Source organism: Paracoccus haeundaensis, from assembly GCF_006239215.1.
GTDB classification, from domain to species: domain Bacteria; phylum Pseudomonadota; class Alphaproteobacteria; order Rhodobacterales; family Rhodobacteraceae; genus Paracoccus; species Paracoccus marcusii.
Window position 1 is genome coordinate 93,922 of sequence record NZ_VDDC01000010.1, and the last position, 17,410, is coordinate 111,331.

Below are 17,410 nucleotides of genomic sequence, written 5' to 3' on the forward strand. Positions count from 1 at the left end.
GGGCCTTTCCTTATGCCGCGTCGGCCTCTGCCTGACGCTTGGTATAGTTGAGGACCGGGGCCAGCCAACGTTCGGCCTCGTCCAGGGTCCAGCCCTTGCGCGCGGCGTAATCGCGGGCCTGATCCTCTTCGATCTTGGCGACGCCAAAGTAATAGCTGTCGGGATGGCTGATATAGAGGCCCGAAACCGACGATCCCGGCCACATCGCCATGCTTTCCGTCAGCGTCACGCCGGTCGCAGCTTCCGCGTCCAGCAACTTGAAAAGCGTCAGCTTTTCGGTGTGGTCGGGTTGGGCCGGATAGCCCGGCGCGGGACGGATGCCGGTATAGGGTTCCGCCGCCAGTTCCTCCGGCGCAAAGCCCTCCTCCTTGGCATAGCCCCAATAGTCGCGCCGCACGCGTTCGTGCAGCATCTCGGCCATCGCCTCGGCGATACGGTCAGCCAGCGCCTTGACCATGATCGCGCCGTAGTCGTCGTTGGCGCGTTCATAGCGTGCGGCGATCTCTGCCTCCTCGGGGCCTGCCGTGACGACGAAACCGCCGACATGGTCGGGGATGCCTTCGGGCGCCACGAAGTCGGACAGGGCCACGTTGGGCCGGTCGCCACGCTTGGTGACCTGCTGGCGCAGCGTGTGAAGCATGGCCTGCGTTTCCGACCGATCGTCGCCGGTGAACAGGCGGATGTCGTCGCCGACCGCGTTCGCGGGCCAGAAACCGACCACGGCGCGCGGCTTGAACCATTGGCCGTCGATGATCCGGGCCAGCATCTCCTGCGCCTCGGTGAACAGCTGGCGGGCGGCCTCGCCCTGCTTTTCGTCGTCAAGGATACGCGGATAGACGCCCTTCAGCTCCCAGGTCTGGAAGAACGGCGTCCAGTCGATATAGCGCGCGATCTGGGCCAGGTCCCAATCCTGGATCACCCGCGCACCGGTGAAGGTCGGCGCGGTGGGCACATAGCCGCTCCAATCGATCTTCAGCGCATTGTCGCGCGCCTTGGCCAGCGGCAGGCGCGATTTCGATGCCTCGGACCGCTCGTGCCGGTCGGCGACGGCGGCATAGTCGGCCCGGATCTCGTCGACATAGGCGGCCTTGCGGTCGGTCGACAGCAGGTTGGAGGCGACGCCCACGGCCCGGCTGGCGTCGGTCACATAGACCGCCTGGCCGCGCGTGTAGCGGGGCGAGATCTTGACCGCCGTGTGGATCTTGGATGTCGTGGCGCCACCGATCAGCAGGGGAATGTCCATTCCCTCGCGCTCCATCTCGGAGGCCAGGTGCACCATCTCGTCCAGGGACGGGGTGATCAGGCCGGACAGGCCGACGATGTCCACGTTCTCGTCGCGGGCAACCTGCAGGATCTTCTGTGCCGGGACCATCACGCCCAGGTCGATGACCTCGAAATTGTTGCAGGCCAGCACGACGCCGACAATGTTCTTGCCGATGTCATGGACGTCGCCCTTGACGGTCGCCATCAGAATCTTGCCCGCGGTCTCGCGCTCTGTCCCGCCGGACAGGCGCTTTTCCTCCTCCATGTAGGGCAGAAGGACGGCCACGGCCTGCTTCATCACGCGGGCGGATTTCACCACCTGCGGCAGGAACATCTTGCCCGCGCCGAACAGATCGCCCACCACGTTCATCCCCGCCATCAGCGGGCCTTCAATCACGTGCAGCGGACGTTCGGCAGCCTGCCGGGCCTCTTCGGTGTCGGATTCGATATATTCGGTGATGCCGTTGACCAGGGCATGTTCCAGCCGCTTGTCCAGCGGCCATTCGCGCCAGGACAGGTCCTTTTCGCGCTTGGCCCCCTGACCGTCGCCGCGGAACCGCTCGGCGATCTCCAGCAGGCGTTCGGTGCCGTCGGGGCGGCGGTTCAGGACGACATCCTCGCAGGCCTCGCGCAGATCGGGGTCGATCTGGTCATAGACGGCCAGCTGGCCCGCATTGACGATGCCCATGTCCATCCCCGCCTTGATGGCGTGATAGAGGAACACGGCATGCATCGCCTCGCGCACCGGCTCGTTGCCGCGGAAGCTGAAAGACAGGTTCGATACGCCGCCCGACACATGCGCATGGGGCAGGTTCTGGCGAATCCAGCGCGTCGCCTCGATGAAGTCGACGCCGTAGTTGTTGTGCTCCTCGATGCCCGTGGCCACCGCGAAGATGTTGGGGTCGAAGATGATGTCCTCGGGTGGAAAGCCCACCTCGTTCACCAGGATGTCGTAGGCGCGCTGGCAGATCTCGATCTTGCGGGCGGCGGTGTCGGCCTGGCCCTGCTCGTCGAAGGCCATGACCACGACCGCCGCGCCATAGGCCAGGCACAGTCGCGCCTGATGGCGGAACTGCTCCTCGCCCTCCTTCATGCTGATCGAGTTGACGACCGGCTTGCCCTGCACGCATTGCAGGCCGGCCTCGATCACCTCCCATTTGGAGCTGTCGATCATGATCGGCACGCGCGCGATGTCAGGTTCGGCCGCCAGCAGGTTCAGGTATTCGACCATCGCGGCCTTTGAATCGATCAGGCCCTCATCCATGTTGATGTCGATGATCTGGGCGCCGTTCTCGACCTGATCGCGGGCGACCTCCAGCGCGGTGGCATAGTCGCGTTCCTTGATCAGCTTGCGGAAACGGGCGGAGCCGGTGACGTTGGTGCGTTCGCCAACGTTCACGAAGGGGATGTCCGGCGTCAGGACAAAGGGCTCCAGGCCCGACAGGCGCAGGTAACGATCAGGCATAGGCGGGCACCTTTCTGGGGGCGAAGGGGGCCACGGCATCGGCGATGGCGCGGATATGATCGGGCGTGGTGCCGCAGCAGCCGCCAACCACGTTGACCAGCCCCGCGCGCGCGAATTCGGCGACCTGCGGGGCGGTGTCGTGGGGGCCTTCGTCATACTGGCCGAAGGCGTTGGGCAGGCCGGCATTGGGATAGGCACAGATCAGCGTGTCGGCCACGCCCGACAGCTCGACCAGATGCGGCCGCATGGCCGAGGCACCAAGCGCGCAGTTCAGGCCGATGGTCCAGGGGTTCGCATGGCGGACGGAATGCCAGAAGGCGGTCGGCGTCTGGCCCGACAGGGTCCGCCCCGACGCGTCGGTGATCGTGCCCGAGATCATCATGGGAAGACGCTGGCCGTGTTCCTCCATCGCCTGGATGCAGGCAAAGATCGCGGCCTTGGCGTTCAGCGTGTCGAAGATCGTCTCGATCAGCAGGATGTCGGCACCGCCGGCGATCAGACCCTTGGCCTGCTGCAGATAGGCGGCACGCAGGTCCTCGAACGTCACGGCGCGGTATCCGGGGTCGTTGACGTCCGGGCTCATCGATGCGGTGCGGTTCGTCGGCCCGATGGCGCCTGCGACGAAACGGGCCCGCCCGTCCTGGGCCGTCGCGCGGTCCAGTGCACGGCGGACGACGCGGGCACCCTCGACGTTCAGGTCGTGGACGGCCTCGCCCAGACCATAATCGGCCTGCGCGATGGTGGTCGCGGAAAAGGTATTGGTCTCGACGATGTCGGCGCCGGCCATCGCATAGCGGTAATGGATCTCCTCGACCGCCTCGGGCTGGGTCAGGATCAGCAGGTCGTTGTTGCCCTGCTGGGGGTGGTCGGTGTGATGACGGCAGACATGACCGGACCCGTGGCCGGTATAATCGTCCTCTCCCAGGCCAAGGGCCTGGATCTGCGTGCCCATCGCGCCGTCCAGGATCAGGATGCGTTCGGATGCGGCCTTGTTCAGGGCCGCAAAGGCGGGGGATGGGGGCAGGGACATGGGATCAGGCCTTTCGGTTTCAGCTCGTGATATAGGCGTTCCGCGTCTCATCGGCAAATTCATAGTATTCGACAAGATCATGAGTGCGGCGCATGGTCAGACCGGAACGCCGCCTTCATCCTTGAGCGTCTTCAGAACGATCTCGGAGCGGACCTGCGCCACCTGCGGGTGCGGCAGCAGGTGGCGATGGACGAAATCGGCAAAGGCCTCCAGGTCTCGGGCGCGCACGTCCAGAACGTAATCGGCATCGCCGGATACCGAGAACGCCTGCCGGATCATCGGCTGTGCCGCCACGAAGCGGGCGAATTCGTCCTCGCGTCCCTGGCCATGGCCGCGCAGGTTGACGCGGATCACCGCCCGGAACCCGTGCCCCAATTTGGCGGCCGACAGCCGCGCGGCATAGCCCTCTATCACGCCGGCCTCCTCCAGGGCCGCGCGCCTGCGCGAGATCTGGCTGGCGGACAGGCCCACCATCTGTGCCAATGCGGCGTTGCTGAGAGCCCCGTCGCGCTGCAGGGCAGACAAGATTGCACTGTCGAACCGGTCCATGCATCACCCATGCGTCAATTGCGCAATCAATGCGCGTTTCGTGCAATTCTGGCCGCAGGGTGATCCTCTTTGCAAGCACATTGCAGCGGCCCACGCGCATCATGGTGGCAACAATCAGGAGGAATGCCATGGGACCCTTTCCCCACGATGCCCCCAAGGCCACGATAAGTGCCGCCAACCCCGCGGGAACGGATGGGTTCGAGTTTGTCGAATATGCCCATCCGGATCCGGCCGTCCTGGACCGCATCTTCCGGCAGATGGGGTTCGCCCCCGTGGCGACCCACAAGACCAAGGCGATCACGCTCTATCGTCAGGGCGACATCAACTATCTGCTGAATGCCGAGGCGGACAGCCATGCAGCCGGCTTTGTCGCGGAACACGGCCCCTGCGCGCCGGCCATGGCGTGGCGGGTGGTGGACGCGCAGGTCGCGCTGAAGCGCGCGCTTGAGCTTGGCGCCACCGAATACACCGGGCCCGGCAAGTCGATCGAGGCACCGGCTGTCCTGGGGATCGGCGGGTCGCTTTTGTATTTCATCGACCGCTATGGGGACGCGGGCAGTGCCTATGACGCGGATTACAATTGGATCGGCGAGACAGACCCGCGCCCCGAAGGGTTCGGCTTCTTCTATCTGGATCACCTGACCCACAACGTGATCCGGGGCAACATGGACACGTGGTACAAGTTCTATCACGACACGTTCAACTTTCGCGAGATCCGCTTCTTCGACATCAAGGGCAAGCAGACCGGTCTGGTCAGCCGCGCCCTGACATCGCCCTGCGGCAAGATCCGCATCCCGATCAACGAGAGCACCGACGATCACAGCCAGATCGAGGAATACCTGCGCGAATACAAGGGCGAGGGAATCCAGCACATCGCCATCGCCTCGAACGACATCTATGCGGGGACCGACCGCATTGCCGAGGCCGGGATGGAGTTCATGCCCGGCCCCCCCGACACCTATTACGAGATGTCGCACCGCCGCGTGAAGGACCATGACGAACCGCTGGACCGCATGAAGGCGCGCGGCATCCTTATCGACGGCGAAGGCGTCGTGGGTGGCGGAGAGACGCGCATCCTGCTGCAGATCTTCTCGAAGACGGTGATCGGCCCGATCTTCTTCGAGTTCATCCAGCGCAAGGGCGACGACGGGTTCGGAGAGGGCAATTTCCGCGCCCTGTTCGAGTCCATCGAGGAAGACCAGATCCGGCGTGGCGTTCTCGACGCCACCCCGGCCGAGTAGGGAGGAGCGGCGCGGCGGCGGGGAGGCCGCCGCGCCGATGATCATGGCCTGGACCGATTACAGCACCGCCCCGGCGCCTGGCACGCACGTCTGCGCGGCGACCCGGATCACCGGCGTCCATCCGCTGACTGTCACAACCGACCGAGGGTCGTTTCCGATGATCGTGCTGCGCGACGGCGACGTGCTGCGTGCCTATGTGAACGCCTGTCCGCATCAGTACCTGCCGCTGGATTACCGCAGTGATACGCTGCTTTCGGCGGATGGATTGCGGCTGCTGTGCACCGCACATGGCGCAAGCTTCGACAAGTCGACCGGCAGCGTCGTGGCCGGTGCGGAATGCGGACTGGATGCGGTCCCGATCATGCAGCAGGGCGACCAGATCGTGATCGCCCTCTGACAGGTTTCTTGCGCGGTCCCTGACCGGGATCAGAAGCCGGCCTTGATCTTCTCGAACTCAGCCAACTGGCGCTGACGCAGTTCGGGGTCATTCGGGGTCTGGGCCAGGACCGGTGCGTCGATCTCGGCCAGACCTTCGGCGACGGCGGGTTCGTCGGCAATGGTCGCCATGGCCGCGGCCGAGGTATGGCCATAACCGATCGTGTCCAGCAGCGCCTTGGCGGCCGACGGCTCCAGCCAGGCGTTGATGAAGTCATAGACCTTGTCTTCGCTGCCCGGACCGTCCTTGACGTTCACGTAGCCGCAGAAGAAGGTCGACGACCCTTCCGCCGGCTCACGCTGAAAGCCCACCGGATAGTTGTCGGCCTGCAGATAGACGACACCGTCGTTCCATGACCAGGCCACGTCCACCGCACCCGACGCCATCAGCTGTGCCTGCTCGGACGGGTCGGCCCAGTAGGCCGCGACATTGGCATGCGCCTCGCGCAGCCAGGCGGCGGCGGCCTGGAACTGTTCGTCGGTCACCTCGGACCAGTCGGTCACGCCGGTCGCCAGATAGGCCAGCGCCCAGACATCGTCCGAACTGTCGGGCAGCGAGGTGCGGCCCTGGTATTTCGGGTTGGTGAAGACGCCAAGGCTGGCCACGTCCTCGGCAGGCACGGTCTCGGTGTTGTAGGCTATGGCGGTGGCGCCCCAGTCGGTGGGGATGAACCACACGCCCTGATCGTCGCGGAACACCTCGCTGTCCAGGAACCGCTCCTCGATCTGCTCGAAGTTCGGGATGCGCGACGTGTCCCAAGGCTCGATCAGACCGGCATCGCGGTACTTGCCGACCATCTGGCTGCAGGGATGGATCACGTCCGCCTTGAAACCCGACGCGACCTTCTGGAATGCTTCGTCGTCATCGCCGTAGAAGGCATAGGTCGGGCTGTCGCCGTGCTTGTCCACATAGGCCTGGAAGATCGAGGGCTCCTCGAACCCGGCCCAATCGAAAACCGTCAGTTCGCGGTCGGCGGCATAGGCGGGCAGGGCCGCCGCGGCCAGGATGGTGGTGGTCAGCAAGCGCATGAAAAACTGGCCTCTCTGTTGTCGGATTTGCGACAACGCTAAGGCGGGCTGCGGGCGCGCGCAAGGGTTTCGCGCGCCCGTGATGGGCCTGTGTGCCTAGCGCATCCGCAATGCGCCGTCGACGCGGATCGTCTCTCCGTTCAGATAGTCGTTCTGGACGATGAAGGCGCAGGTCCGCGCGAATTCGGTCGGATCGCCAAGCCGCTTGGGATAGGTCACCTCGGCCGCCAGGCTGTCCTGCACGTCCGCGGGCAGGCCCTTGAGCATGGGCGTGCCAAAGATGCCGGGCGCGATGGCGCAGACGCGGATGCCCTGTCCCGCCAGATCGCGCGCCAGCGGCAGCGTCATGCCCGCGATACCGGCCTTGGAGGCGGCATAGGCGGCCTGGCCCTTCTGCCCGTCAAAGGCGGCGATGGACGCCGTGTTCACGATCACGCCGTTCTGGGCACGCCCGTTCGCGGCCATGCGTTCGGCGGCCAGGCGCAGCACGTTGAAGCTGCCGATCAGGTTGACCTCGATCGTGCGGCGAAAGCTGTCCAGCCGGTGCGGACCGTCGCGGCCCAGGGTCTTTTCGCCCACCACCACGCCCGCGCAGTTCACGCAGACATCGATGCCCCCCATCCGCGCCACGGCATGATCCAGCGCCGCCGTCACGCTGGCCTCGTCGGTGACGTCGGTCACGGCATAATGCGCGCCGATGGCGGATGCGGCTTCGGCGCCCGCCGGGTCGCGGTCCAGCACGGTGACCTGCGCCCCCATGTCGCGGAAATGCGCCGCGGTGGCGGCACCCAGGCCCGATGCGCCCCCGGTCACGACGGCGCGGCAGTTCGACAGATCCATGATCCCCTCCCAGGATGTTCCGGTCGGGTTCTGGCACGTGGGCGCGCGCGCGCCAAGATCAGTCGCGCAGCAGTTCCGGCCCGCCGGCGATCAGGGGGTCGCGCGTTCCGATGGCGGCCGGATCCTTGCCCGCATAATCGACCGCGCCCAGAATGGTCTGGATCGCGGCGATCCGGGCGCGGCGCTTGTCGTCCGACCGGATCACGGTCCAGGGCGCGATCGGCGAATGGGACGCCGCCAGCGTGTCGCGGATCGCCGCGGTATAGTCGTCCCACCGGGCCAGCCCGTCCACGTCGATGCCGCTTAGCTTCCACTGCTTCAGCGGGTCCTTTTCGCGGTCCAAGAAACGCCGCAGCTGTTCGGCGCGGCCCACGTTCAGCCACAGCTTGACCAGGATGATCCCGTCGTCGACCAGCATCTGTTCGAACCCCGGCAGCTGGCGAAAGAACGCCGCGCGCTGCGTGTCGGTCGAAAAGCCGAAGACCCGTTCGACTACGCCGCGGTTGTACCAGCTGCGGTCGAACAGGGCGATCTCTCCGGCGCCGGGCAGCCAGTCGACATAGCGCTGGAAATACCACTGGCCCGCCTCGCGCTCGTTCGGTTTGGGCAGGGCCACGATGCTGGCCGACCGGGGGTTCAGGTTTTCGCGCACGCGCTCGATCGTGCCGCCCTTGCCGGCGGCGTCGCGCCCCTCGAACAGGACCACCAGCCGCTTTCCGCTGTCGATCACATCATGCATCATGCGAACCAGCTGCATCTGCAATGCAGCCATCTGCGGTTCGTATTCCGCCTTGGGCATCTCTGCGCTGTAGGGGAAGTCCGGGTCCAGGATGTCCTTGGACGACCCCTTCTGAACCGCCTTGCGGATCGGCGCGGGGGCCTCGTCCTGCAGATAGGCGGTGATCTTGCCCACCAGCGGCAGGTCCGGCAGTTCGGCGCCCATGTGCTCAGCCCTCTCCGATGCGCGACATGTCGTACCATGTCGTCTGATAGATCTCGTTGATCCAGTTACCGTAGAGCAGGTGCGCATGGCTGCGCCAGCGGTTCGCGGGCGCCCGCGTCGGATCGTCGCCGGGATAATAGTTGGCGGGCACGTTCACCGGTTTCCCCGCCGCGACGTCCCGGTCGTATTCCTCCTTGAGCGTGGTGCTGTCATATTCGAAATGGTTGAAGACATAGAGGGCACGATGCCCCGGATCGGCCAGCAGGCACGGCCCGACATCGGCGCTGGCCAGCAGGGTGGTCAGCGCAGGGCGGGCGTCCACGTCGTCCTGACGCACCTCGGTCCAGCGGCTGACCGGGACCAGCACCTCGTCCGAGAACCCGCGCAGATAGGGCGATGCCGGCGCCAGATTGGTGTGCCGGAAACAGCCGAACGCCTTGGCGGGCAGGGGGTGCTTGGGCAGGCCGTGGAAATGCGCCGCCATCGCCATGCCGCCCCAGCAGACCCCGAAGGTCGAATGCACATGGGTCTGCGTCCAGGCAAAGACGCGGGTCAGTTCGTCCCAATAGGTCACGTCCTCGAATGGCAGATGCTCGATCGGAGCGCCGGTGATGACCAGGCCGTCGAACTTCTCTCCGCTGGCCTCGACGTCGCGGAACGGTCGATAGAAGCTTTCCATGTGGTCGGCGGCGGTGTTGCGGCTTTCATGGTCCGACATGCGGATCAGCTGAAAGTCGATCTGCAGCGGCGTGGCGCCGATCAGCCGGGCGAACTGGTTCTCGGTCTGGATCTTCTTGGGCATCAGGTTCAGCAGCGCGATGCGCAGAGGACGGATGTCCTGGGTCGCTGCACGACCCGGCGACATGACCATCACCCCTTCCTGGGACAGGATGCGATAGGCGGGCAGGCTTTCATTCAACGTGATGGGCATGTCAGCTATCCTTGCGCGCGATGGCGGTCGCGATCAGGTCGGTGAAATCGTCAGGGGTGCGGATCTGCGCCACCTCCTCGGCCAGGATGGTGACGCCGCGCCGGGCCATCGCCTCATAGCGCGGCTGGCGATGCGCCAGCGCCCGGGCATAGGTCCAGCGGATGAAGTCATCGGGGTTCACCTGGTCAGCTTCCAGCCCCTTTTCCACGCGATAGGCGATCCAGGCGCGTTCCAGGAACTGCGGCTGGTAATACATCGGCTTCGGCGCGCGGTCGAAACGGCGGACCAGTTCGGCGGTATGCGCGTCGCTGCCCTTGATCCAGACCAGCAGCAGGTCGCGCGACAGGGCGGTCAGGACCGGGTCGTCGGGATCGTCCGGATCCACGACCTCGCAGATCGAGCCGCCGCTGTCGCAGACGAAATGCGGCGTGCCGTAGATGTCGCCGGCGCGGTCCATGAAATGTCGGGTGTCCAGAAGCGAGGCGATCTCGGCCCGGCGATGCTGGTCCTGACGCTGGCAATAGGCGTCGAAGGGCAGTCCCCCGCGCGACGGGCTGCCGGGCTTGCCCAGATAGGTGGACAGCGGCGCCAGGTTGTCGAAGGTGATGTTGCTGGCGATATGCACGCTGTCAGACATCAGCAATTCGCGCAGAAACGGCACCTTCATCGCCTCGCGCTTGAAATTGTCGGCGATGTATTCACCCATGTAGCGCGTGCCGATCCGGTAATCGACGCTGTAGTGGAACCAGTCGCCCGTGTCCCGCAGCATCGAGGCCAGATAGGTCTTGCCCAGGCCGGACATGCCGAAAAGCACGACCCGCTTGCCCGCGGCGGCCCGCCATTCATCCGCGCTGCCATAGATCATCCCATGCCCTTTCCCTGCTCGGCCCCTAGGTAATCGCATGCATGCGGCATGGAAAGAGGCCGACCGCACGGGCGTACCACGCCGCGTCGCGCAGGACCCTCTGCGTCCCGCGCAGGCCGGGGGGCCAGCCCCCCGGACCCCCCACCGTCGCGGCATTCCGCCAGTTCGTTGCGCATCGTCGGCCTATCCCCCGCGCAGGGGCGTTTGGACGATGTCGCCGCCCACCACCACAGGGTTGCCGTCCAACGAAAAACGGCCCTGTCGCGGAGACAGGGCCGATCGGTGACCTAAGGTCAGGCGGCGATCAGAAGCTGTAGCCGATGCGGATGCCAATCCCCAGCAGGTCGCTGTCTTCCATCTGTGCACGGGGTTCGCCGCCGGTCTGGGGACGCGCGTCGCCCAGCTTGGAGTAGTTGATCCCCGTGGTGATCTTCATGTTGTCCATGGTGTAGACGGCGGCCAGCGTCAGGCCGAGGCGACCGTTGGTCGGCGCCAGGGGCGAGACCAGATCGTCGTTCTCCGGCTCGTAGACAAGCGCTGCGGAGCCGGACCATGTCTCGTTGAACTTGCGACCGACGCCGAGCGTATAGGTCGTCGTGTCCTCCAGCGACACGAGGCCGTCCGTGACGTTGAAGCCCAGCGGATCCGTCGCGGTGGGTGCGCGGGAGAAGATGCGCGGGTTCACGGTGAACTCCGACCAGTTGACCCAGCGGATGCTGCCGAAGACCAGCGTGTCCGCAGCGACGCCGGTCTGCGCTTCGAGGGTCAGCGATTCCGGGGTGTCGACGGTCGTGGTGGAACGTCCCAGGATGGTGCCATTCACGCTCTCGACCGTGTCGAACTGATGTTCGACCTTGGAGTTGTAGGTCAGCGAGACGCGACCCGCGATGTCGGGAATCTCATAGGCGGCGCCGACCACGAAGCCGACGCCCCAGTCCTGGTCCAACTGCACGTTGTAGCCGCTGATCGGACCATAGGCCGCGCCGCTCAGCGTCACTTCGGCATCGGCGCGCGAGCCGCGCAGGCCGCCATGGAACGACAGGTTGTTGGGCAGCTTGTAGCGCATCAGGGCGGTCACGGTCGTCGAATCGACGCGCGCGCGGGTGCCGCCCAGCAGGAACGATCCCCCATCGGCGGCAGGGGTGTAGGTCACGTCCGCGCCGAAGGGTTGTTCGATGATCAATGCGGCCGACAGCGCGTCGTTGAACTGGTGCTTGTAGCCCAGGCCCACGAACCCATAGCCGTTTGCCACGTCACCCGTGTTACGCTGCGGGATCGGTGCGCCCACGGGAGGGCTGTCCGGGCCTTCGACGGTCGGGTCGGCGCCGCCGAAGCTGAGTTCCGCGTAATTGCCCTGTTCGAACAGGATGTTCAGTGACTGGGGCGCGCGTTCGATCCCCCCGGCCAGCAGTGGCGCGGTTCCCGCCAGCAGCGCGGCCATGCTCGTGATTGCGAATTTCATGTCATCCTCCCTCGGTCGGGCGAACCGCCCCCGGAACCCACCGTAGCGCACGAACGTTATCGATCAATTACTCAAACACGCTGACGTGACGTCCGCGTCATGTCTGCCCGTATGCCGTGTCGTCCGTGCAACGCCTGCGTGCGGGCTGGACAAAGTGGACAGGGCGTGAAAGGGGAAACTGCCAAACGAGATTGCCGCAAGGACACCCCCCATGCAGATTCGTGAGGCCCTCACATTCGACGACGTTCTTTTGGTTCCGGCAGCATCGACGGTGCTTCCCTCGACCGCTGACGTGACCACCCATGTCACCCGGTCGATCCGGATGAACATTCCGCTGCTGTCATCCGCTATGGACACGGTCACCGAAAGCCGCATGGCCATAGCGATGGCGCAGGCCGGCGGCATGGGCGTGATCCACCGCAACCTGACGACCGAGCAGCAGGCCGACGAGGTCCGCCGCGTCAAGCGGTTCGAGAGCGGCATCGTCTACAACCCGATCACCCTGACGCCGGACCAGACCCTGGCCGATGCCAAGGCGCTGCAGGACCGATACAACGTCACCGGCTTTCCGGTCGTCGATGCGGACGGGCGCGTGCTGGGGATCGTGACCAACCGCGACATGCGGTTCGCCAGCGACATGCGCACCCCGGTGCGAGCCATGATGTCGTCGGACAACCTGGCCATCCTGCGCGAACCGGCCGACCGGGCCGAGGCGATCAGCCTAATGAAGGCGCGCCGGATCGAAAAGCTGCTGGTCACCGACGGGTCGGGCAAGCTGACCGGCCTTCTGACGCTGAAGGATACCGAAAAGGCCGTGCTGAACCCGCAGGCCTGCAAGGACGACCTGGGCCGCCTGCGCGTGGCCGCAGCCTCCACCGTGGGCGACGAGGGCTTCGAGCGCAGCTGCGCGTTGATCGAGGCCGGCGTGGACATGGTCGTGATCGACACGGCCCACGGCCATTCCGCAGGCGTCGCGCGCGCGGTCGAACGGGTCAAGGCGTTCCGCGAGGGCGTGCAGGTGGTTGCCGGCAACGTCGCCACGACCGAGGCCACGCGCGCGCTGATCGGCGCAGGCGCGGATGCGGTCAAGGTCGGCATCGGGCCGGGCTCGATCTGCACCACGCGGATCGTGGCGGGCGTGGGAGTGCCGCAGCTGACCGCGATCATGGATGCCGTGGCCGGTGCGGGCGACATCCCGATCATCGCTGACGGCGGCATCAAGTTCAGCGGCGATTTCGCCAAGGCCATCGCCGCGGGCGCCAGCTGCGCCATGGTCGGCAGCGCCATCGCCGGCACCGACGAAAGCCCCGGGGAGGTGATCCTTTACCAAGGCCGCAGCTTCAAGTCTTATCGCGGGATGGGCTCGCTGGGCGCGATGGCGCGCGGATCGGCCGACCGCTATTTCCAGAAGGACGCGGCCAGCGACAAGCTGGTCCCCGAGGGGATCGAGGGGCAGGTGCCCTACAAGGGGACGGCCAACGCCGTGGTGCACCAGCTGGTCGGCGGCCTGCGCGCCGCGATGGGCTATACCGGCTGTGCCACTGTCGCCGAGATGCGCACCAACTGCCAGTTCGTCCGCATCACCGGGGCAGGGCTGAAGGAAAGCCACGTCCACGACGTGCAGATCACGCGCGAAAGCCCGAACTACCGTCTGGGCTGAACATCGGCATCACAGCGAAAAGGCGGCCCCCGCAAGGGGGCCGCCTTTGTCATGGTCGGTCGGGGCGCACGGATGCGCCCCTGCCGGATCAGGCCGCGATGTCGAATCGGTCGGCGTTCATCACCTTGACCCAGGCGGCGACGAAATCACGAACGAACTTCTCGGCGTTGTCGTCCTGGGCATAGACCTCGGCATAGCTGCGCAGGATCGAGTTCGAGCCCACGGTCACGTCCACGCGCGACGCCTGCCAGCGGACGGCGTCGGTCTTGCGGTCGCGGATCTCATAGACCTCGGCGTCGCCTTGGGCCTTGGTCCAGCGGTTGGCCATGTCCGTCAGGTTGACGAAGAAGTCCTGCGTCAGCGCGCCTTCGCGGTCAGTCAGCACGCCCAGCTTGGACCCGCCATGGTTGGCGCCGATCACCCGCAGCCCGCCAAGAAGGACGGTCATCTCGGCCGCGGTCAGGCCCAGCAGCTGCGCACGATCCAGCAGCAGTTCCTCGGCGTTGACGGCGAAATCGGCCTTCAGCCAGTTGCGGAACCCGTCATGCACCGGCTCCAGCGCGTCGAAGGATGCCGCATCGGTCTGCTCTTCGGTCGCGTCGCCGCGGCCGGGGGCAAAGGGCACGGTGATCGCGTGGCCCGCCGCCTGCGCGGCCTTCTCGATGCCGACATTGCCGGCCAGCACGATGACATCGGCCAGTGGCACGCCGGCCTCATCGGCGATGGGCTGCAGGACGGACAGGACGCGGGCCAGACGCTCGGGTTCGTTGCCGGCCCAGTCCTTCTGCGGGGCCAGACGGATGCGGGCGCCGTTGGCACCGCCGCGCAGGTCGGACCCGCGGAAGGTCCGCGCGCTGTCCCAGGCCGTCGCCACCATTTCGGCCACGGTCAGGTCGGTCGCCGCGATCCGCGCCTTGAGGCCCTCGACGTCGTAATCGGTCCGGCCCGCTGGAACCGGATCCTGCCAGATCAGGTCCTCGGACGGCACGTCGGGCCCGACATAGCGTGCCTTGGGACCCATGTCGCGGTGGGTCAGCTTGAACCAGGCGCGGGCGAAGGCGTCGTCGAAGCTTGCCGGATCGGCGATGAACTTCTCGCAGATGGCGCGATAGACGGGGTCCACCTTCATCGCCATGTCCGCGTCGGTCATGATCGGCATGGTCCGGATCGATGGATCCTCGACATCGGCGGGCATGTCCTCGGGCTTGATGTCCACGGGCTCCCACTGCCAGGCGCCTGCGGGCGACTTGCGCAGCTCCCACTCATGGCCGAACAGCATGTCGAAATAGCCCATGTCCCACTTGGTGGGGTTGCTGGTCCAGGCGCCCTCGATGCCGCTGACCATCTGGTCGCGGCCGATGCCGCGGCGGCCTTCCTGCGCGTTCCAGCCCAGGCCCTGCTCGTGCAGCGCCGCGCCTTCTGGCTCGGCCCCCATATTCTCGGCCCGGCCGTTGCCGTGGCTCTTGCCGATGGTGTGGCCGCCGGCGGTCAGGGCGACGGTCTCCTCGTCGTTCATGGCCATCCGGGCAAAGGTCTCGCGGATGTGCTGGGCGGTGGCTGCCGGGTCGGGCTGACCGTTCACGCCCTCGGGGTTCACGTAGATCAGCCCCATCTGCACGGCGGCCAGGGGGTTCTCCATCGTGTCGGGCTTGGTCACGTCCGCATAGCGGCTTTCAGACCCCTCCAGGAACTCCTTCTCGGCGCCCCAGTAGATGTCCTTCTCGGGATGCCAGATGTCCTCGCGGCCAAAGGCAAAGCCGAAGGTCTTCAGACCTGCCTGCTCATAGGCGATGGTCCCGGCCAGCACGATCAGGTCGGCCCAGCTGATCTTGTTGCCGTACTTCTTCTTGATCGGCCACAGCAGGCGGCGACCCTTGTCGGTGTTGTTGTTGTCGGGCCAGCTGTTCAGCGGCGCGAAACGCTGGTTGCCGGTGCCCGCACCGCCCCGACCGTCGCCCAAGCGATAGGACCCCGCCGCATGCCAGGTGACGCGCGCGAACATGCCGACATAGCTGCCCCAGTCGGCGGGCCACCACTCTTGGCTGTCGGTCATCAGGGCGCGGATGTCGTTCTTCAGCGCCTCGACGTCCAGCGACTTCAGCTGTTCGCGATAGTTGAAATCGGGGCCAAGCGGATTCGTTTTGCGGTCATGCTGGTGCAGGATGTCGAAATTCAGCGCACTGGGCCACCAGTCGGTGTTCGACGCCGCGGTCGAGGTATGGCTGCCATGCATCACAGGGCATTTGCCGGCGCTGTTCATCGGGTTGCCGTCCATCATCATCTCCATCTTGCGGGCCATGCGGGCGGTCCGGCGGCATGCCGCGGACCGGTCGCATCGCGGGCGATTCGTCATGGCCGGACAGTAGCTTGGTTAACGCATCAGGTAAATTTCGATTATCTGATCGACACCGTCAGGAATGCTGATGGGGCTGGCCCGGTCCCGCGTCATCATGATAGGCAGATGACCTGACAGATCAGCCAAGGGCACCCATGACCCATCAAACCCTTTTCGGACTGGCGACGTCGTGACGCCCGCCGCCCGCATCAGCGCCGCCATAACCGTTCTGGACCAGATCCTTGCCGGCAGCCCCGCGGAACAGGCGCTGTTGCGCTGGTCGCGTGCCAGCCGCTTTGCAGGGTCGGGGGACCGGGCCGCCCTGCGCGATCTGGTCTTCGGTGCCCTGCGGCAGCGCGACAGTCTTGCCGCCTTGGGCGGGGGTCTGACGGGGCGGGAGCTGATGATCGGCCATGTCCGCCAATCCGGTCCATCGCTGGACGCGATCTTCACCGGAGAAGGCCACGCACCGGCCCCCCTGACGGGGGCCGAGGCCGCCGTGGTTCCCCCCGACCCGCTGCCCGACGACCTGCCCGACTGGTTGCGCCCGGCCTGGCGGCAGGCCCTGGGCGATCAGGCCGATGCCGTGGCGCTGGCCATGACGCAGCGTGCGCCGGTCTGGCTGCGCGTGAACGGGTCGCGCGCGACGCCCGAACAGGCGGCGGCGGTGCTGGCGGCCGACGGGATCACGGTCGAGGCCGCGCCCCAGCTTGCATCGGCCCTGCGGGTCGTGACGGGCGACCGCTTGGTCGCGCGGTCCAGCGCCTATCTGGACGGCCTGGTCGAGTTGCAGGACCTGTCGCCGCAGATGGCCTGCGCGCGGCTGCCGTTGGCGCCCGGCCTGCGGGTCCTGGACTATTGCGCGGGGGGCGGCGGCAAGGCGCTGGCCCTGGCCGCGCGGCAGCCGGGCATGCAGGTGTCCGCCCATGACGTGGCCCCGGCCCGCATGGCCGATCTGCCCGCCCGTGCCGCCCGCGCGGGGGCCAAGGTCCAGATCCAGACGCAGCCGCGCGGGACATTCGACCTGGTGGTCGCCGACGTTCCCTGTTCAGGATCAGGGACATGGCGGCGGACGCCCGACGCGAAATGGCGTCTGACCGCGGCGCAGTTGAGCGACCTCGTGGCGCTGCAGGCCCGCATCCTGGATCAGGTGGCGGCACTGGTCGCGCCCGGCGGTCTGCTGGCCTACATGACCTGTTCCCTCCTTGAGGCCGAGAACGGCGATCAGGTGGACGCGTTCCTGTCGCGTCATCCCGGTTTCCGGCGCATCGACCAGCAGGCATGGACACCCCTGACCGGGGGCGACGGGTTCTTTCTGGCCCAGCTGCGACAGGGTTAACGCAAATTTAAGCAAAGCCGCGC

The 17,410-nt window shown here is 66.3% G+C and carries 14 protein-coding genes; 4 read left to right on the forward strand and 10 right to left on the reverse strand.

Translation table 11 applies throughout. The features are described from left to right. Positions 1 to 10: 10 nt before the first annotated feature. From metH to FHD67_RS06265, 3 genes are all read right to left on the reverse strand, one after another. Positions 11 to 2,728 (reverse strand): methionine synthase, encoded by a 2,718-nt coding sequence (gene metH, locus FHD67_RS06255; RefSeq protein WP_139598195.1) that lies wholly within the window; start codon positions 2,726 to 2,728, stop codon positions 11 to 13. Beyond that, complete coding sequence (locus FHD67_RS06260; protein WP_218062284.1) at positions 2,721 to 3,758, reverse strand: homocysteine S-methyltransferase family protein; 1,038 nt, start codon at positions 3,756 to 3,758, stop codon at positions 2,721 to 2,723. Before FHD67_RS06260 ends, metH begins: the two co-directional genes overlap by 8 nt. A gap of 96 nt (positions 3,759 to 3,854) precedes the next feature. Continuing rightward, positions 3,855 to 4,307, reverse strand: a complete 453-nt coding sequence (locus FHD67_RS06265; protein WP_139598197.1) for an Lrp/AsnC family transcriptional regulator — start codon at positions 4,305 to 4,307, stop codon at positions 3,855 to 3,857. A gap of 128 nt (positions 4,308 to 4,435) precedes the next feature. On the opposite strand from FHD67_RS06265, the gene hppD reads away from it, so the two are divergent. Both hppD and FHD67_RS06275 read left to right on the forward strand, forming a co-directional pair. After that, positions 4,436 to 5,548, forward strand: coding sequence for a 4-hydroxyphenylpyruvate dioxygenase (hppD, locus tag FHD67_RS06270; RefSeq protein WP_139598198.1), 1,113 nt, complete (start codon positions 4,436 to 4,438; stop codon positions 5,546 to 5,548). 37 nt (positions 5,549 to 5,585) lie between these two features. Next, the gene (locus FHD67_RS06275; protein ID WP_246071248.1) at positions 5,586 to 5,945 is read left to right on the forward strand and encodes a Rieske (2Fe-2S) protein; all 360 of its coding nucleotides are present in this window, start codon (positions 5,586 to 5,588) and stop codon (positions 5,943 to 5,945) included. Between the two features lie 29 nt (positions 5,946 to 5,974). Here FHD67_RS06275 and FHD67_RS06280 read toward each other — a convergent pair whose 3' ends face one another. The 6 genes from FHD67_RS06280 to FHD67_RS06305 form a co-directional block, all read right to left on the reverse strand. Further along, complete coding sequence (locus FHD67_RS06280) at positions 5,975 to 7,012, reverse strand: ABC transporter substrate-binding protein (RefSeq protein WP_139598199.1); 1,038 nt, start codon at positions 7,010 to 7,012, stop codon at positions 5,975 to 5,977. Positions 7,013 to 7,108: 96 nt separating this feature from the next. Next, positions 7,109 to 7,852: an SDR family NAD(P)-dependent oxidoreductase gene (locus tag FHD67_RS06285; RefSeq protein WP_127898645.1), complete on the reverse strand. Its 744-nt coding sequence runs from the start codon at positions 7,850 to 7,852 to the stop codon at positions 7,109 to 7,111. A 58-nt stretch (positions 7,853 to 7,910) separates the two neighbouring features. After that, on the reverse strand, positions 7,911 to 8,795 hold the full coding sequence (gene ppk2 / locus FHD67_RS06290) for a polyphosphate kinase 2 (protein ID WP_139598200.1): 885 nt from the start codon (positions 8,793 to 8,795) through the stop codon (positions 7,911 to 7,913). A 4-nt stretch (positions 8,796 to 8,799) separates the two neighbouring features. After that, the gene (locus FHD67_RS06295; protein WP_045981238.1) at positions 8,800 to 9,726 is read right to left on the reverse strand and encodes a homoserine O-succinyltransferase; all 927 of its coding nucleotides are present in this window, start codon (positions 9,724 to 9,726) and stop codon (positions 8,800 to 8,802) included. Position 9,727: 1 nt separating this feature from the next. Continuing rightward, on the reverse strand, positions 9,728 to 10,591 hold the full coding sequence (locus FHD67_RS06300) for a hypothetical protein (protein ID WP_045981237.1): 864 nt from the start codon (positions 10,589 to 10,591) through the stop codon (positions 9,728 to 9,730). 304 nt (positions 10,592 to 10,895) lie between these two features. Beyond that, positions 10,896 to 12,053 (reverse strand): outer membrane protein transport protein, encoded by a 1,158-nt coding sequence (locus FHD67_RS06305; protein WP_045999062.1) that lies wholly within the window; start codon positions 12,051 to 12,053, stop codon positions 10,896 to 10,898. Positions 12,054 to 12,264: 211 nt separating this feature from the next. Between FHD67_RS06305 and guaB the strand changes: the two genes are divergently transcribed. Beyond that, positions 12,265 to 13,713 carry an IMP dehydrogenase gene (gene guaB / locus FHD67_RS06310; protein WP_045981235.1) on the forward strand — a complete coding sequence of 483 codons (1,449 nt, stop codon included), beginning with the start codon at positions 12,265 to 12,267 and terminating at the stop codon, positions 13,711 to 13,713. Between the two features lie 88 nt (positions 13,714 to 13,801). Here the strand turns inward: guaB and katG are convergent, their stop codons facing one another. Then, on the reverse strand, positions 13,802 to 15,988 hold the full coding sequence (katG, locus tag FHD67_RS06315; protein ID WP_045999604.1) for a catalase/peroxidase HPI: 2,187 nt from the start codon (positions 15,986 to 15,988) through the stop codon (positions 13,802 to 13,804). A gap of 250 nt (positions 15,989 to 16,238) precedes the next feature. On the opposite strand from katG, the gene FHD67_RS06320 reads away from it, so the two are divergent. Next, positions 16,239 to 17,387 carry an RsmB/NOP family class I SAM-dependent RNA methyltransferase gene (locus FHD67_RS06320; RefSeq protein WP_139598201.1) on the forward strand — a complete coding sequence of 383 codons (1,149 nt, stop codon included), beginning with the start codon at positions 16,239 to 16,241 and terminating at the stop codon, positions 17,385 to 17,387. Positions 17,388 to 17,410: the final 23 nt, after the last annotated feature.